Origin of the sequence: Propionicicella superfundia DSM 22317 (genome assembly GCF_000423465.1) — a bacterium.
In the GTDB taxonomy this organism is placed as follows: domain Bacteria; phylum Actinomycetota; class Actinomycetes; order Propionibacteriales; family Propionibacteriaceae; genus Propionicicella; species Propionicicella superfundia.
Window position 1 is genome coordinate 449,963 of record NZ_KE384020.1, and the last position, 15,380, is coordinate 465,342.

Here is a 15,380-nt window from a genome sequence, read left to right on the forward strand (position 1 = left end):
GACGACATGCGGCTGCTCGGCTGAAGAGAGTCCGGAGATGCCAGGCAGTCGACCGATCGCAACCGCGGTGCTGGGGCGAACCCTTCGCCACCGCGAGGTCTGGGTGGGCTTCGGGGCCTGTGTCGTGGTGGCCGTGACCTCGGTCACGGTGCGGCAGAGTCCGCTGTTCGATCTCCCCGCTGCGCTGGCGGCCGTGCGCGATGCCATCGCGGGGCAGGCAGAGCAGGTGGTCCTGCTGGCGGCGACCGCGGCCCTGATCGCGGCGTGGCTGCGACTCCGGCCCCGGCGCGAGGCGGGAGCCGTGTCCCCCGAGACGGTCGTCGTGGTGTGGAGCGCGCCGCTGCTGGTCGCCCTGCCGAGCTTCACCGACGACCCCTGGGCCTACTTCGATCAAGGATGGCAGCTCTCCCGTGGCATCGATCCGTATGTCGTGGGGCTGACGGACGCCGGTGGCCCGTTCGCGCCCTTCGTCGACCCCTCCTGGGCGCATACGGCGACCGCCTACCCGCCCGTGGCGCTCCGGCTGAGTCAGGCGGTCGTGCTGGCCGCGGACGCGCATCCGCTGGCATCGCTGCTCGTCCTGCGGCTCGTCGCACTCGCGGCCCTGCTCGCGTGCGGCTGGAGCATCCGGAGGCTGGCACCGCTCGCGGGCGTCCGCGGGGACGTGGCGTGCTGGGCGGTGGTCGCGAACCCCTTCCTGCTGCTGGAGGGCGTGTTCAACGCGCATACGGAACTGCTGATGGTCGCCGTCGTGCTGGTCGCGTTCACCGTCGCCCGCGGCCGGTTCGGGGTCGTTCTCGGGGCGGCCTTCCTCGCGGTGGCCGCGGCTCTCAAGCAGCCGGCGATCGTGTTCGCACCGGCCTTGGCGCTGTTCACGGTGCCGCCCGCCGTGCGGGCGCGGGGCCGATCGCGGGTGTGGGTGTCCGCGGCGTCCCGACTTCTCCTGGTCGGCCTCGTCGGCAGCGCGGTGTTCCTGCTGATCTCCTGGGCGAGCGGGCTGGGGACCGGCTGGATCGCGAACACGGGAACGCCCTCGCGGAACTGGTCGCCCTCGGCGGCCCACCTGCTGCGCCCGGTGATCAACGCCGTGGCGCGCACTGCGGGAGCGGACACGCCCGTCGTCTCGTTCGCCGTGGTGGCCGGCTCCCTCACCGTCGCCGGGCTCGTCGCCATGGCTGTCGCGGCGGTGATCACCGTCCCGACATGGTCGTGGGCGCGGCTCGCGTGGGTGAGCGCTCTGGTCTACCTCCTGATGTCCGCGAGTCTGTGGCCCTGGTACGCGGTGCCTCTGGTCGTGTTCCTCGCGCTCGACGGCGACAGCCCCCGGGCGCCCCGCACGGCCGTCTGCGCGACGGTGGTCCTCACCGTCTGGTCGGCCGCGGGCGGTGACGTCCTGACGCCTTCCCACGCCCTGCTCGCCGCGGTCCTGCTGGCGCTGCTGGTCTTCCGCTATGCCCCTGACCTGCCCGAGCTGGCACGGCGGGCACCGCGGTACGCGCACCCCGCCGGATGGGATGAGCACTCGTGACCGCTCCGCAGCGCGTGTTCCGCGGCCCGGGGAGCACCGCCGGTGAACGTCACCCGGGTGCCGGTCCCCGGCGGCAGCAGGATCCTGCGCGGGGAACGCCCGCGGCGAGGCGTGCCGGGTCGACTCGCCCACGACGGGCCGTTCCTGCACACCCGCCCGGACGGAGAGCGACCCGCTGGGTGTTCGCCGGGCTGGCACTGGTGGGGCTGTTCACGGTGCTGCCGATGGCGGTGGGCTACAACGACAAGACACGCATGGCGACGATCCAGGCGATCGTGGAGCAGGGACGGCTCACGATCGATCACACCGCTTTCGCCGACACGATGGACAAGGTCTGCATCCTCGGCCAGTACTTCTCCGACAAGCCCGTCACCCCGCAGCTTCTCGGCGCCCTCGTGTACGCGCCGATCCATGCACTCGGCATTCCGTTGCACGAGGACTGGAGCCTGGCGTACTACCTCATCACGCTCCTCACGGTGAAGCTCTTCTGGTGGCTGTCGCTGATCGCGTTCCACAAGGCGCTCGCGTACACGGGCCTTCCGGTGGGACGCCGACTGCTGCTCACGGTCGCCCTCGGGGTCGGGACGCTGGTGTTCTCCTGGTCGGCCACGTTCAACAACCACTCCCTGGCGGCGTCGTGGGTGACCATCGGGTTCTGGCTCCTGCTCCGGGCTCGGCACGACGGTGCCCTCGTCCCGAACCTGGCGCTGAGCGGCCTGTTCTTCGGCCTCGCCGGTGGTTCGGACGTGCCGACGCTGGCGTTCCCCGCGGCGTTCGGCGCGTACCTGTTGTCCGATCGTCGGTTGCGCCGTGGGGCGTGGGCCTACGCGGGGGCGCTGCTGGTGGCGCTTGCTCCGGGGGTCGCCGTCAACGTCGCGATCTCGGGCAGCGTCGTCCCGGTGCAGCTCGTCCCAAGGTACTTCGCGTTCCCGGGCTCACCGTGGACGACGGCCGACCTCACCGGCGCGGGCGTCAACAGCGGGATATCCCTGCTCCGCTACGCCACGACGATGCTGGTGGGGGAGCGCGGATTCCTCGTGTACAACCCGTTCAGTCTGCTCGCGATCCCCCTGATGGTCGCCGAGTTCGTACGCCGGCGCCGGTTCGCCCGGGAAGCGCTCGTCGTGACGGCGATGTCGGTCGTCATCGTGGCGTTCTACGCCCTCACCTCGACCAACTACGGCGGATACAGCTACAGCATCCGATGGTTCGTGCCGATGCTGCCGTTGTGGATGTTCTTCCTCTACCCCCTGCTGGAGAGGCCGGGGCGCCGTCCGTGGGCCGTGTTCGTCGCGCTTCTGGCGGTATCGGTGCCCATCGCGGTCATCGGCACCTGGAACCCCTGGACCTATATCTCGCTCGACCCTGTGCCTCTTCGCGCCAATCTTCTCTCGCTGCCGGAGTTGGCCCGCTCCTTGTATGACGCGATCCTGTCGGCCATGGGTGGTTCCCGCCCGGGGTAGGGCGGACGAAGGGGGCGGATCCAACCGGATCCGCCCCCTCGCCGCGTCGATCAGACGAAGATCGTCGGCTCGAGCGCCTCGTAGACGGCGACGAACCGGGCGAATGCGGCGTCGTACGCCGCCGCGTTCTCGGGCTTCGGCTCGTAGCGCTTGGTGACCTTCACGGCGCGCTTCACGGCGGCCTGCGCGTCAGGGTACAGCCCGATGCCGATGCCGGAGTAGAGAGCGGCGCCGAGGCATCCGGTCTCGGACGTCTGCAGCAGGTCGATCGGGCACTGGAAGATATCGGCGAGCATCTGGCACCACAGGGGCGACTTCGCCGCGCCACCGGTCAACCGGATGGACGTGACCTCGATGCCGGCCTGCTTCTGCGCCTCGACGATCTCCCGCATCTCGAAGCAGATGCCCTCGAGGACCGCACGGGCCATGTCCGCCTTGGTGGTGCCGAGGGACATACCGATGAAGGTGGCCTGCGCCTTGCCGTTCTGCCGGGACCCGGCCGCACCCTGCAGGTAGGGCAGGAAGGTCACGCCGTTGGCGCCCGGAGGCACCTGTGCGACGGACTCGGTGATGACGTCGTAGGGATCGCGACCGGACTCGGCGGCGACCGACCTCTCCATGTCGGCGAGGGTGTCGCGGTACCAGCGGAACGCGGAGGCCGAGGTGAGGGAGAACGCCTCGATCGTCCAGTTGCCGACGCCGTGGTTGGGCTTGACCACCAGCTTGCCGGCCGGATCGCGGTTGGGCTCGCCCAGCACGACGAAGCACGAGCCGAACGTGCCGATGACCATCACGGTCTCGCCGGGGTTCACGGCCCCGCCGCCGAACGTGGAGCAGTTCTGGTCGTGCGCCGCGACGCACAGCGCGGTGCCCTCGGCGAGCCCTGTCTGCGCGGCCACCTCAGCGGTGATGTGGCCCACGACCTTGCCGGGCTCCAGCGCGATCTTCGCCCGCTTCTCGATCGGGATGCCGAGGATGTCGTGCGTGACCGGATCCCAGTCGAAGGTGTCGGTGATGAGGGTGCCCTCGCGGGACGCCGAGGAGAGGTCGGTCCAGTAGTCCTCGGCGCCGAACGCGCGCAGGAAGTAGTCCTGGTTGGTCGAGAACAGCGCGGTCTTCGCCCAGTTCTCCGGCTCGTTCTCGCGCAGCCATTCGAGCTTCGAGTACGACCAGGTGGAGCCCAGCGGATTCCCGGTGATCTTGTAGTAGGTGTCCTTGTCGAGCTTCTCCCCGAGCTGCGCGAGGGTCTCCTCGCCGCGCAGATCCTGCCAGCCGACGAACGGCCGGATCAGCTTTCCGTCCTCGTCGAGCAGGCCGATGACCGAGCCCTGGGAGGAGATGCCCATCGCCTTGATATCGGCCGGGTCGACCCCGGACGCCTCGACGGCGGCCTTGACGCTGGCGTAGAGGGCCGGCGTGATGTCCTCCGGGATCTGCTCCACCCAGCCCTTCTGCGGGTAGTAGCACGGGTATTCGCGGTAGTCGGAGGCGATGACGTTACCGTCGAGGTCGAAGACACAGGCCTTGCAGCCGGTCGTGCCCTCGTCGAGTCCAAGCAGATATTCCGCCATTGGAATGTCCTTTCGTTTTCTGTCCGTATGGACGATCGGTTGTCGTCCGTCGGGCTGCGGCCGTCGGCCGAGCCCACGAGTGCGGTGTGGCCGCAGCCGCACCGCACTGCAAGCGCCGTCGCCCGTGACGGCGGGGATTTTCGGGCAGATTACGCCCCGGCGTAGGCCGGGACGAGTCCGATCTTGCGCAACTGGTCCAACGCGTCGATGATGCGCGGGGCGTCCCGCGTACCGATGAGGTCCACGCCGGCGAGCAGGAACGCGTAGGCGTTCTGCGGACGGGGGAACTTGACCCCGGCGACCTTCACCTTCGTGTCGGTGCCCTTGCAGGCATCGATCATGAGGAGAACCTGTTCCATCGAAGGGCCTTCGAACTGGCCGGACGAGCTCTTCGCGTAGTCGATCCCGGCCTCGATGATCAGGTCGCAGCCGCGACGGATCTCGTCGTCGGTGAGGAAGTTGGTCTCGAGGATCATCTTCGTGATGTTGCCCTGGGCGGCGTCGACGAACGCCTTGCACTCCTCGCGGACGTCCGCGTCGTGGCCGCTCTTCAGCGCGCCGATGTTCATGACGCAGTCGAGGGCCTTGGCTCCTCGTGCCACCGCTTCCGTGGCCTCGGCCACCTTGGCCGCCGTCGTCGCCGCACCGAACGGGAAGGCGATCGCCGCAGCGGGCAGCACGTCGGATCCTGCCAACTCCTCGACGATCACGGGCGTCCAGTACGCGGCGGAGCTGTAGAACGCCGCACAGTTGTACTTCACGGCGAGGCGGCATCCCTCGCGGATGTCGGTCTCTGTGGAGTTCTTCGGAAGTACGGATTGGTCGAAGCACTTACCCAACTCCCATGCGGTCACGCGGGAGAGGTCAACCATGATCAAGCCTCCTTGCTGATTGGTACCTTGGGATACGTCTCGTTGGTACTTGTAGGATATACAGGTATAGACAAGCTGTGCTGCTGTTCGCCAGCGAAACCGACAAATGCCGAAGGAGACGCATCGATGCGTACTGTCGCCGAGTTTGCCAAGCACTTCGACCTCGCCCTGCACAAGCAGGACGTCACCCGTTCGGTGATCGAGGAGTACTGCGCGGTGGCCCGTGAGAAGAAGGTGTCCGCCTTCTACACCAACCCGTACTGGTCTCCCCTGGTCGCCCGGGAGCTGGAGGGGAGCGGCGTGCGTGCCGGCGGTGCCCTCGGGTTCCCGTTCGGCGCCTACCTGACCGAGACGAAGCTGATGGAGACCGAGCGCCTCCTGGAGGCCGGGTGCCGGACCATGGACATGGTCGTGAACATCGGCGAGCTCAAGGACGGCAACTGGAAGATGGTCGCCGACGAGATCGGGGCCTTCACCACGCTGTGTCACGACGCGGACGCGTGGGCGAAGATCATCTTCGAGGTGTGCTTCCTCACGCAGGACGAGATCGCACGGCTCACGAAGGTCTGCTGCGACGCCGGTGTCGAGTTCGTGAAGACGGCAACGGGTCAGGAGGGCTTCCCCGACCTGCAGGACGTCCAGACGATGCAGGCGAACCTGTCGGGCGACACGAAGATCAAGGTGTCGGGCGTGCCCCGGACGTTCACTCTGGCCACGGCTCTGTTCCTGTTCGACAACTTCGACGTGAAGCTGATCGGCACCCGGAGCGCCGGCAAGATCGTCGACCAGTACGCGGAGTACCTCCGGACGCATTCCTGAACAGCACGAGTCCTGGCCGGGTCGGCGGAGCGGGGTCGTCCTCGGCGCCGGACGCGGGTGCGGGGCGCCGGGGTGGACGTGTCGCCGCGTGGCGGGCGGCAGGCGATAATGGGCCTGTGGCCGGTCATCGCTCGGATCCCCGCTGTCCCTTGCGTCCTGACGATGCGTGCAGTCTGTGTCAGGTCAACGTGACGGGACCGCACGACTGTGGGCTCGTCTATCTCATGATGAACGACGAGGAGTTGCGGGAGATCCGGCGCGAGATGTTGCGCGAAGCCCGTGCTGGCAGGGGCGCAGCGTGATATCTTGACATCAAGATAAATCCCAGAGAGACGGAGTCGTCGTGAGCATCAACTCATTCGGGGCGCGGTCCCCGCTACAGGTGGGGGACACCTCCTACGAGATCTTCCGGATAGATGCCGTGGACGGGTCGGAGACCTTGCCCTTCAGCCTCAAGGTGCTGCTGGAGAACCTGCTGCGCACCGAGGACGGGGCCAATGTCACCGCCGAGGAGATCACGGCCCTCGGATCCTGGGATCCCGGCGCCGATCCGTCCAAGGAGATCCAGTTCACCCCGGCCCGGGTGATCATGCAGGACTTCACGGGCGTGCCCTGCGTGGTCGACCTCGCGACGATGCGGGAGGCGGTGGAGGACCTGGGTGGCGACCCGTCCGTCATCAACCCCCTGTCTCCGGCCGAGATGGTCATCGACCACTCCGTCATCGCCGATCTCTTCGGCACCCCGAACGCGTTCGAGCGCAACGTCGAGCTGGAGTACGAGCGCAACCGCGAGCGCTACCAGTTCCTCCGGTGGGGGCAGACCGCGTTCCACGACTTCGTCGTCGTCCCCCCGGGCACCGGCATCGTCCATCAGGTCAACATCGAGCACCTGGCCCGTGTCGTCTTTCCACGGGTCGTCGACGGGGTGCTGCAGGCCTACCCCGACACGTGCGTCGGCACCGACTCGCACACCACGATGGTCAACGGACTCGGTGTCCTCGGTTGGGGAGTGGGCGGCATCGAGGCCGAGGCGGCCATGCTCGGCCAGCCGGTCTCGATGCTCATCCCGCGGGTCGTCGGGTTCAAGCTGACCGGTGAACTGCCCGAGGGCGCGACCGCGACCGACCTGGTCCTCACCATCACCGACATGCTGCGCCGGCACAAGGTCGTCGGCAAGTTCGTCGAGTTCTACGGGACCGGCGTGGGGCAGGTGCCGCTGGCCAACAGGGCGACGATCGGCAACATGAGCCCCGAGTACGGTTCCACGATCGCGATCTTCCCGATCGACGACCTGACGACCGATTACCTGCGGCTGACGGGCCGCACCGAGGAGCAGATCGCCCTCACCGAGGCGTACGCCAAGGAGCAGGGCCTGTGGCACGATCCGTCGATCGAGCCGCGCTTCTCCGAGTACCTCGAGCTCGACCTCGCGACGGTCGTCCCCAGCATCGCCGGACCGAAGCGTCCGCAGGACCGCATCCTGCTGTCGTCGGCCAAGGAGGCGTTCCTGGAGGCCGTCAAGGACTACGCGACCGACAAGTCCGTGCCGGCGACGGTGTCGCTGCCCGACGGAGAGACGTTCGAACTGGGCAACGGCGCGGTCACGATCGCCGCGATCACGTCGTGCACGAACACCTCCAACCCGTCGGTCATGGTCGGCGCCGGGCTGCTGGCCAAGAAGGCCGTCGAGGCCGGTCTGCGGCGGCGGCCCTGGGTGAAGACGTCGCTCGCGCCGGGCTCGAAGGTCGTCACGGACTACTACCACGCCTCCGGGCTCGACCAGTATCTCCAGGCGCTCGACTTCGACCTCGTCGGGTACGGCTGCACGACCTGCATCGGCAACTCCGGGCCGCTCATCCCCGAGGTGTCCGCCGCGGTGAACGCGAACGACCTGGCGGTGACCGCGGTGCTGTCGGGCAACCGGAATTTCGAGGGGCGAATCAATCCCGACGTGAAGATGAACTACCTCGCCAGCCCTCCCCTGGTGGTGGCGTACGCCTTGGCCGGCCGCATGGACATCGACCTCGCCCACGAGCCGCTCGGACAGGGCACCGACGGCAAGGACGTGTACCTGCGCGACATCTGGCCGACGCCGACCGAGATCGAGGAGATCGTCGGCAGTTCCATCAACTCCGAGATGTTCACGTCGCGCTATGCGGACGTCTTCCACGGCGACGAGCGGTGGCGTTCGCTGCCGACCCCCGAGGGTGACCTGTTCGCCTGGGCCGACGACTCCACGTACATCCGCAAGCCGAGCTACTTCGAGGACATGCCGGCCGAGCCGCGGCCGGTCGGGGACATCTCCGGCGCGCGTGTGCTGCTTCGACTCGGCGACTCCGTGACGACCGACCACATCTCGCCGGCCGGCTCCATCAAGGCCGATACGCCCGCGGGCCGGTATCTCACCGAGCACGGGGTGGAGCGCAAGGACTTCAACTCGTACGGGTCGCGTCGCGGCAACCACGAGGTGATGGTGCGCGGCACGTTCGCCAATATCCGGCTCCGCAACCAGCTCGCGCCGGGTACCGAAGGGGGTTTCACCCGGGACTTCACCGTCGCAGATGCCCCCGTGACCACGGTCTACGAGGCGGCGCAGCAGTACGCGGCCGCGGGGACTCCGCTGGTCGTGCTCGCCGGCAAGGAGTACGGCTCCGGGTCGTCGCGCGACTGGGCGGCGAAGGGCACGGCCCTGCTGGGTGTCCGGGCGGTGATCGCGGAGAGCTACGAGCGCATCCATCGTTCGAACCTGATCGGCATGGGCGTGCTGCCGTTGCAGTTCCCCGAGGGTGAGAACGCCGACTCGCTCGGGCTGAGCGGTGAGGAGACCTTCGAGATCGCCGGCATCACGGGGCTGAACGAGGGCGTCACGCCCGAGACGGTGACGGTGACGGCGACGCAGGGCGGGCACACGATCACCTTCCAGGCGCGGGTGCGGATCGACACCCCGGGGGAGGCCGATTACTACCGGCACGGCGGCATCCTGCAGTACGTGCTTCGGCAGCTTGTCGGTAGCTGAGCCGATCGGCTCGGGTACGAGGCGATCCGGCATCCGACACGCCCGGCCATGTCTGCCTCAGAGTCTCAGGCGCACGCCCCGTCAGGCTTCGGCCTGGCGGGGCGCGCCGGCACCCGTGCCGAACGACGCCAAGCCTGGGTGGCGCGAAGCCGGCCCTGCGTCGAGAAGGACGCCCGGGCGGCGTCGATGAGGTCACGGGGGAGTCGGCTGCAACCACGCCACCCATCGCCTTCGGAACGTGTTCGGAAGTCCCGGTTGTTGGTCTGTGCGCTCCGTCGACTTTCAGGCTCCCGCGATCGCCGCGCGAAGCCGCCCTGCGTAGGCCGCCCGTTCGCCGTCCGCGTATGCCTGACGGGGCCAGAAGAAGCCACGGAGGCCGTCGCCCTTCGTCCTGGGAACCACGTGAACGTGCAGGTGGGGGACCGACTGACTGACGACGTTGTTCACGGCGACGAAGCTGCCCTCGGCCCCGAAGGCCGATGCCATCGCGGCCGCGACGGACTGGACGGCGGCGAGGAGGGGGGCGGCGCCGTCCGGCGGCAGGTCCAGCAGCGTCCGGGCGTGGGCGACGGGGCACACGAGGGCGTGTCCCTTGAACAGCGGCCGCCGGTCGAGGAACGCGATCACGTCGTCGGTGCGCAGGACGATGTCGGCGGCGAGGTCTCCGCGCGCGATCTGGCACACGATGTCGGGCATGGGTCCATCCTCGCCCACGACGGGCGACCCTCCGCGCGCTGTCCGGCAGGTGCCGAGCGGCGCGTCGGCACACCCCAGGGTCCTCACATGCGTGCGGGCTAGGCTGACCGGATGAGGCCCGAGCGTGAGCGTCCGCGGTGGAGGCGCCCGACGCCGCCGGGCGGGCTTCGCCGCATTCCGTGGGGCTACCTGGCGGCCTTCATCGCGCTCGTCGTGGCACCCCTGTTCCTCCTGCTGCTGCCGGTCGTGCGGACGCCGGCCTGCGGCGTCGACGCCGACATCGGATGCACGCTGAGCGTGGGCCTGCTGCTCTGGGGTGGCGGGTCCCTCGCCGGGATCGTGTTCGCCGCCTGGCTCCTGCGGCTCGGCTGGCTGTTCGCGCTGGCTCACATCGCGGCGGTCGCCGGCGTGTTCCGTTTCGCCGACGGTGTGCAGAACCTGCTGACCGTCGGTCTCGTCCTGCTCATCCCGGGTGTGGCGGCCCTGGCGTCGATCCCGTGGAGGACGCCGTGGTACAAGTCCTGGCAGGCATGGGCGGCCGCGGTCGCGTCGGTGGCGCTGATCGTGTGGGTCGGGCTGTGGATCTACGGCTGACGCCGGCCCGCGTGTGACGCGAGCTCAGTCGCGCACCTGTACGACGACCTTGCCGATCTGCTCCCCGGCGGCGAGGCGGCGCAGTGCCGAGCCCGCGTCGGCGAGCGCGTAGGTCGAATCGATCACGGGGCGGACTCCGGTGCGTGCGAGGAAGGCCAGCAGGTTCTCCAGGTCCTGCTTGGTGCCCATCGTCACGCCGAGAATGCTGATCTCGAGAAAGAAGAGGCGCTGCATCTCGGTGCGGGACGGTTCCCCGGTGGTGGCGCCGGCGACGACCACCGTCCCGCCGGGGCGGACGGCCTTCATCGAATGCGACCAGGTGGCGGCGCCGACGGTTTCGACGACGAGGTCCATTCGTGCCGGAAGGCGCTCGCCCGGGGCGACGGCGCCGGTCGCGCCCATCGTGAGCGCGAGCTCGCGCTTGGCGGCGGATCGGCTCGTGGCCCACACCTCGCAGCCCGCGGCAGCGGCGAGGGAGATGGCCGCCGATGCGACACCGCCGCCGGCGCCCTGCACGAGTACGCGCTGGCCGGGCAGGGCGCGACCGACCGGGAACAGCATCCGGTATGCGGTGAGCCAGGCCGTCGGGATGCACGCCGCCTCCGCCCAGGAGAGCTCGGCGGGTTTGGGCACGAGGTTCCAGGTGGGCACGCTCACCTGTTCGGCGAGCGTGCCGGGGTAGCGCTCCGAGAGGAGGGAGCGGGGCTCCGCGGGCCCCACGCCGTGCCCTGTCGCGCCGCCGATGACGGCGTGCAGGACGACCTCGGTGCCGTCCGGCGCGGTACCCGCGCCGTCGGTCCCGAGGATCATCGGCAACTGTTCGGCACGCAGTCCGACGCCGCGCAACGACCACAGGTCGTGCTGGTTGAGGGCGGCGGCCCGGAGGTCGACGGTGGTCCAGTTCTCGCGGGGTGTCGGCTCGGGCACCTGCCCGATGTCAAGACCCGCGACGGGGTCCTCCGGATCGAAACGAGAGACGGTGGCCGCAAGCATGACCTCAGCTTATGGGGTGCACGCGGATCCGGGCTGTTCCTCGGAGTCCGCGACGATGCCGGACACCGCGAAGCCCGCGGCCGGTCACGGCTGCGGAGAATCCGTCGGCGGACGCGAGCCGTCCACTGCCCCGGCGTCCGCCGACAGGTCAGGCGTGGAGAACCTTCGCCACCTCGCGGCGCCAGAGGCGGCGCAGTGTCAGGTGCTCCGTGGGGCGGTCCGCAGGGCGGAGGTCGAATTGACGCGCCTGATCGAGTTCCTGCATCAGGCGCTCACGATCGCGGTCGACGACCTTGGTTCCCATCATGCGTCCAGCCTCGTGCATCGATTAATTCGAGACAAGCAGATATTTCCGAACGATCATTCGATGATGCCGTATGTTTGGTGCCATGCTGGATCTCAATCGACTGCGCATCCTCCGGGCTGTCGTCGCGAGCGGTTCGGTGACCGACACCGCCAGGCAGCTCGGCTACACCCCGTCCACGATCAGCCAGCACGTCCACACGCTCGAACGGGAGGTGGGGTTCTCGGTCGTCGAGCGCTCCGGCCGCGGCATCGTGCCGACCGCGGCGGGGATCGCGCTCGCCGAGGCCAGCGGGGAGGTCCTGGTGGCGCTGTCGCACCTGGACGCCACGGCGCGGGATCTGCGCGGACAGACCAGCGGACGACTGTCGATCCGGACCTTCGCCTCCGCGGCCTACACCTGGATGCCCGGGATCGCCCGCGCGCTGCGCCGCGAGTTCCCCGGGCTGACGCTGGAACTCTCGCTCGACATGGACGCGCCGGACGACTTCGTGGGCGATATCGAGGTTCTCAGCGAGGTTCCCTTCGACGCACCGACCGTCGTCCCGGGCTACACGCGGCGCGAACTCGGCAGCGACGACTTCCTGCTCGCTGTCCCGCCCGAGCATCCGGCCGCCGCGCGGGGGACGGCGCCGCTGGCGGACTTCGCGGGTGAGGACTGGGTGCAGTACGACTTCCGCGACAAGCTGAGTGCGCGGATCGTAGGGCAGGCCTGCGCGGCCGCCGGCTTCACGCCCCGGTATGTCGCACGGTCCCAGGATCACGTGACCGGTCTGGCGCTCGTCGCGGCCGGGGTGGGTGTCGCCATCGTCCCCCGCCTGGCGCTGGACTGGTCGCACTTCGAGGTCGCGTCGGTGCGGGTCACGAACCCCGTTCCGCAGCGACGCATCGTCGTCCTGTGGCGCACCGGCGTGCGCGCCAATCCCGCCGCTCAGCGCACCCTCGCGCTCCTGGCGGGACTCGCGGCAACCCTCGATGCTCCCGGCTCAGGCGCCGCACGCTCGCGCTGAGGGCGGCGCGCCTCGGACCGGGTGTGTCGATCCCCCTGGACAGCCGCCGGCGGGCGCCCTAGAATCGAACACACGTTCGACGACAGGGGGAGCGATGACAATGACGATGACACGGTCGCGACCGACCGACGCCTTCGCCGGCACAGCCATCTACGTTCCACCGGGATGGCCCGAGGCGGTGCGCCCGCCCGGCACCCCCGACTGGGAGGACACGGCGGCGGCGTTCCTGCTCGACTGCTGTCCGGCCGACTACCGGGCGTATCCAGTACTGCGACGGCACCCCGTCGTCCTCGCGCGCTTCGCTGCGGACTTCGTGGAGTCGCAGATCCGGGCGAGCCGGGACTCACTGGGCGGGTTGCGCGCCGGGCTGCAGGGCTATGTGGATCCCCGGGTCGTCCAGTCCGCAGCCGACGCATGTCAGGAGCAGGAGGCCTCCCTGGTGAGGACGCGACGCGCGGTCGCGCTCATCGAAGAGGCACTGCGCGGAAAGGTGTTCCTGCGGCGGCTGTGAGCCTGCCGGAACCGGGCTGCGTGGGGCGCAGCGGCCGACCACCTACACTGACAGGGTGTTCGTGCTCGATGGAATCCATGGCCCGGCCGACCTGCGCCGGCTCGACAGGGAAGAGCTCGACGCACTCGCGTCCGAGATCCGCTCCTTCCTCGTCTCGACGGTGTCGCGGACCGGCGGGCACCTGGGGCCGAATCTGGGCGTGGTCGAGCTGACCGTCGCGCTCCACCGGGTGTTCGACTCCCCGCAGGACGCGATCATCTTCGACACCGGCCACCAGAGCTACGTTCACAAGATCCTCACCGGGCGCAAGGACGGCTTCGCGACGCTGCGCCAGGCAGGGGGGCTGTCGGGTTACCCGAGTCGCGACGAGTCCGCGCACGACATCGTCGAGAACTCGCACGCGTCGACCTCCCTGTCGTGGGCCGAGGGGCTGGCGAAGGCCCGGCGGCTCACCCGGGCCGGCGGCGTGGTCGTCGCGGTCATCGGCGACGGAGCGCTCACGGGCGGCATGCCGTGGGAAGCGCTCAACAACATCGCGGTCCAGCGCGACCTCGGGCTGGTGATCATCGTCAACGACAACGGTCGCTCCTACACGCCGACCGTGGGCGGTCTCGCGACCCGCCTCACCGCGTTGCGCACCGATCCGCGCTACGAACTGACCCTGCGCCGCATCAAGGAGGACCTGCCCAAGGCACCCGTGATCGGCAAGCCCGCCTACGATCTGCTGCACGCCATCAAGACCGGCGTGAAGGACATCACGGCGACGCAGGGGCTGTTCTCCGACCTCGGCATCAAGTACGTCGGTCCGGTCGACGGGCACGACGTCCTCGCTCTCGAACACGCGCTGACGGCGGCGAAGAACTTCGGCGAGCCGGTCATCGTCCACTGCATCACCCAGAAGGGGCGCGGCTACAAGGCCGCCGAAGAGAACACCGAGGACCACTTCCACGCGGTCGGCAAGATCGACGAGGCGACGGGAGTCCCGCTCGCCGGTGCAGTCCGACCCACGTGGACCGACGCCTTCGGCGACGAACTGGTGCGGATCGGGACGCAGCGGTCCGATGTCGTCGCGATCACCGCCGCGATGCTCCACCCGACGGGCCTGGGTCGATTCCGCTCCCTGTTCCCCGACCGCACCTTCGACGTCGGCATCGCCGAGCAGCATGCGGTCGCCTCCGCGGCCGGGCTCGCCCAGGGCGGGTTGCATCCCGTCGTGGCGGTGTACGCCACATTCCTCAACCGCGCCTTCGACCAGGTCCTCATGGATGTCGCGCTGCACCGACTCGGTGTCACCTTCGTCCTCGACAGGGCCGGCGTCACCGGTCCCGACGGAGCGAGCCACAACGGCATGTGGGACCTCTCGATCCTTCAGGTCGTGCCGAACATCGCGATCGCGGCCCCGCGCGACACCCCGACCCTGCGAGCGGCGTTGCGGCGGGCCGTCGAGATCGCCGACGGGCCCAGCGTCGTGCGGTTCCCGAAACAGGAGGCCACGGAGCCGATCCCGGCCGAGCGGCAGGAGGGTCCCACGGACATCCTCCTCACCAGCGACGAGCCGGCGATCCTGGTCGTGGGGTACGGCCCGATGGCCGCCACCGCGATCCGGGTGGGCAAGCGGCTCCGGCAGCACGGTCTGGGCGCCACCGTCGTCGATCCGGTCTGGGCACTCCCGGTCGCCCCCGAACTCGTCGCGTTGTGCGCCCGCCACGAGCTCGTCGTCACCATCGAGGACAACAGCGTCGTCGGCGGGGCCGGTGCGCGGCTCATGGTCGAACTCGCCGAGGCGGGGGTCCGGACGCCGGTCCTGCCGTTCGGCCTGGCTCCGGAGTTCCTGCCGCACGGCGACCGTGCCGACCTCCTGGCCCGGGCCCGGCTCACGCCGCAACCCATCGCTCTGGCGGCCACCGAGGCGCTGCTGTCGATTCGCGAAGGCGAGCCGACCGGGCGGGCCGTGGATGCCGGCGAGGGGACGATCCGCACGCCGACCGCGGAGTAGGCGGGGCG

General features: G+C 69.4%; 14 protein-coding genes. 9 read left to right on the plus strand and 5 right to left on the minus strand.

The window, feature by feature from the left end:
- The first annotated feature begins 37 nt into the window (after window positions 1-37).
- Together mptB and G555_RS0107190 are read left to right on the plus strand one after the other, a co-directional pair.
- Window positions 38-1,528 carry a polyprenol phosphomannose-dependent alpha 1,6 mannosyltransferase MptB gene (mptB, locus tag G555_RS0107185; protein ID WP_156887464.1) on the plus strand — a complete coding sequence of 497 codons (1,491 nt, stop codon included), beginning with the start codon at window positions 38-40 and terminating at the stop codon, window positions 1,526-1,528.
- Window positions 1,529-1,707: 179 nt separating this feature from the next.
- Complete coding sequence (locus G555_RS0107190; protein WP_028708359.1) at window positions 1,708-2,991, plus strand: hypothetical protein; 1,284 nt, start codon at window positions 1,708-1,710, stop codon at window positions 2,989-2,991.
- A gap of 50 nt (window positions 2,992-3,041) precedes the next feature.
- Here G555_RS0107190 and G555_RS0107195 read toward each other — a convergent pair whose 3' ends face one another.
- Together G555_RS0107195 and deoC (G555_RS0107200) are read right to left on the minus strand one after the other, a co-directional pair.
- On the minus strand, window positions 3,042-4,562 hold the full coding sequence (locus G555_RS0107195; RefSeq protein ID WP_028708360.1) for an FGGY-family carbohydrate kinase: 1,521 nt from the start codon (window positions 4,560-4,562) through the stop codon (window positions 3,042-3,044).
- A 149-nt stretch (window positions 4,563-4,711) separates the two neighbouring features.
- Window positions 4,712-5,434 (minus strand): deoxyribose-phosphate aldolase, encoded by a 723-nt coding sequence (deoC, locus tag G555_RS0107200; protein WP_028708361.1) that lies wholly within the window; start codon window positions 5,432-5,434, stop codon window positions 4,712-4,714.
- Window positions 5,435-5,560: 126 nt separating this feature from the next.
- Between deoC (G555_RS0107200) and deoC (G555_RS0107205) the strand changes: the two genes are divergently transcribed.
- The 3 genes from deoC (G555_RS0107205) (at window position 5,561) to acnA (ending at window position 9,269) form a co-directional block, all read left to right on the plus strand.
- Window positions 5,561-6,253, plus strand: a complete 693-nt coding sequence (gene deoC / locus G555_RS0107205; protein WP_028708362.1) for a deoxyribose-phosphate aldolase — start codon at window positions 5,561-5,563, stop codon at window positions 6,251-6,253.
- Between the two features lie 116 nt (window positions 6,254-6,369).
- Complete coding sequence (locus G555_RS23290; RefSeq protein WP_084634874.1) at window positions 6,370-6,555, plus strand: DUF6767 domain-containing protein; 186 nt, start codon at window positions 6,370-6,372, stop codon at window positions 6,553-6,555.
- Between the two features lie 41 nt (window positions 6,556-6,596).
- Window positions 6,597-9,269 (plus strand): aconitate hydratase AcnA, encoded by a 2,673-nt coding sequence (gene acnA, locus G555_RS0107215; protein ID WP_028708363.1) that lies wholly within the window; start codon window positions 6,597-6,599, stop codon window positions 9,267-9,269.
- Between the two features lie 282 nt (window positions 9,270-9,551).
- On the opposite strand, the gene G555_RS0107225 is transcribed toward acnA, so the two are convergent.
- Window positions 9,552-9,965: an HIT family protein gene (locus G555_RS0107225; RefSeq protein ID WP_028708364.1), complete on the minus strand. Its 414-nt coding sequence runs from the start codon at window positions 9,963-9,965 to the stop codon at window positions 9,552-9,554.
- Window positions 9,966-10,076: 111 nt separating this feature from the next.
- Between G555_RS0107225 and G555_RS0107230 the strand changes: the two genes are divergently transcribed.
- On the plus strand, window positions 10,077-10,559 hold the full coding sequence (locus G555_RS0107230) for a hypothetical protein (RefSeq protein WP_028708365.1): 483 nt from the start codon (window positions 10,077-10,079) through the stop codon (window positions 10,557-10,559).
- A 24-nt stretch (window positions 10,560-10,583) separates the two neighbouring features.
- On the opposite strand, the gene G555_RS0107235 is transcribed toward G555_RS0107230, so the two are convergent.
- Window positions 10,584-11,552: a zinc-binding dehydrogenase gene (locus G555_RS0107235; protein WP_028708366.1), complete on the minus strand. Its 969-nt coding sequence runs from the start codon at window positions 11,550-11,552 to the stop codon at window positions 10,584-10,586.
- Window positions 11,553-11,700: 148 nt separating this feature from the next.
- On the minus strand, window positions 11,701-11,877 hold the full coding sequence (locus tag G555_RS22240) for a hypothetical protein (protein ID WP_156887465.1): 177 nt from the start codon (window positions 11,875-11,877) through the stop codon (window positions 11,701-11,703).
- A 64-nt stretch (window positions 11,878-11,941) separates the two neighbouring features.
- Between G555_RS22240 and G555_RS0107245 the strand changes: the two genes are divergently transcribed.
- The 3 genes from G555_RS0107245 to dxs all read left to right on the plus strand — a co-directional run bounded on the left by G555_RS0107245 (window position 11,942) and on the right by dxs (window position 15,372).
- Window positions 11,942-12,865, plus strand: a complete 924-nt coding sequence (locus tag G555_RS0107245) for a LysR family transcriptional regulator (protein WP_028708367.1) — start codon at window positions 11,942-11,944, stop codon at window positions 12,863-12,865.
- A 100-nt stretch (window positions 12,866-12,965) separates the two neighbouring features.
- Window positions 12,966-13,376 (plus strand): hypothetical protein, encoded by a 411-nt coding sequence (locus G555_RS0107250; protein ID WP_051208539.1) that lies wholly within the window; start codon window positions 12,966-12,968, stop codon window positions 13,374-13,376.
- A 55-nt stretch (window positions 13,377-13,431) separates the two neighbouring features.
- The gene (gene dxs, locus G555_RS0107255; protein ID WP_028708369.1) at window positions 13,432-15,372 is read left to right on the plus strand and encodes a 1-deoxy-D-xylulose-5-phosphate synthase; all 1,941 of its coding nucleotides are present in this window, start codon (window positions 13,432-13,434) and stop codon (window positions 15,370-15,372) included.
- The last annotated feature ends 8 nt before the right edge of the window (window positions 15,373-15,380 follow it).

Coding starts and splice junctions, on each gene's coding strand:
- G555_RS0107245 (WP_028708367.1), top strand. CDS start 11,942: ATGCTGGATCTCAATCGACTGCGCATCCTCCGGGCTGTCGTCGCGAGC.
- mptB (WP_156887464.1), top strand. CDS start 38: ATGCCAGGCAGTCGACCGATCGCAACCGCGGTGCTGGGGCGAACCCTT.
- G555_RS22240 (WP_156887465.1), bottom strand. CDS start 11,877: ATGCACGAGGCTGGACGCATGATGGGAACCAAGGTCGTCGACCGCGAT.
- G555_RS0107250 (WP_051208539.1), top strand. CDS start 12,966: ATGACGATGACACGGTCGCGACCGACCGACGCCTTCGCCGGCACAGCC.
- G555_RS0107235 (WP_028708366.1), bottom strand. CDS start 11,552: ATGCTTGCGGCCACCGTCTCTCGTTTCGATCCGGAGGACCCCGTCGCG.
- deoC (WP_028708361.1), bottom strand. CDS start 5,434: ATGGTTGACCTCTCCCGCGTGACCGCATGGGAGTTGGGTAAGTGCTTC.
- G555_RS0107225 (WP_028708364.1), bottom strand. CDS start 9,965: ATGCCCGACATCGTGTGCCAGATCGCGCGCGGAGACCTCGCCGCCGAC.
- G555_RS0107230 (WP_028708365.1), top strand. CDS start 10,077: ATGAGGCCCGAGCGTGAGCGTCCGCGGTGGAGGCGCCCGACGCCGCCG.
- G555_RS0107195 (WP_028708360.1), bottom strand. CDS start 4,562: ATGGCGGAATATCTGCTTGGACTCGACGAGGGCACGACCGGCTGCAAG.
- deoC (WP_028708362.1), top strand. CDS start 5,561: ATGCGTACTGTCGCCGAGTTTGCCAAGCACTTCGACCTCGCCCTGCAC.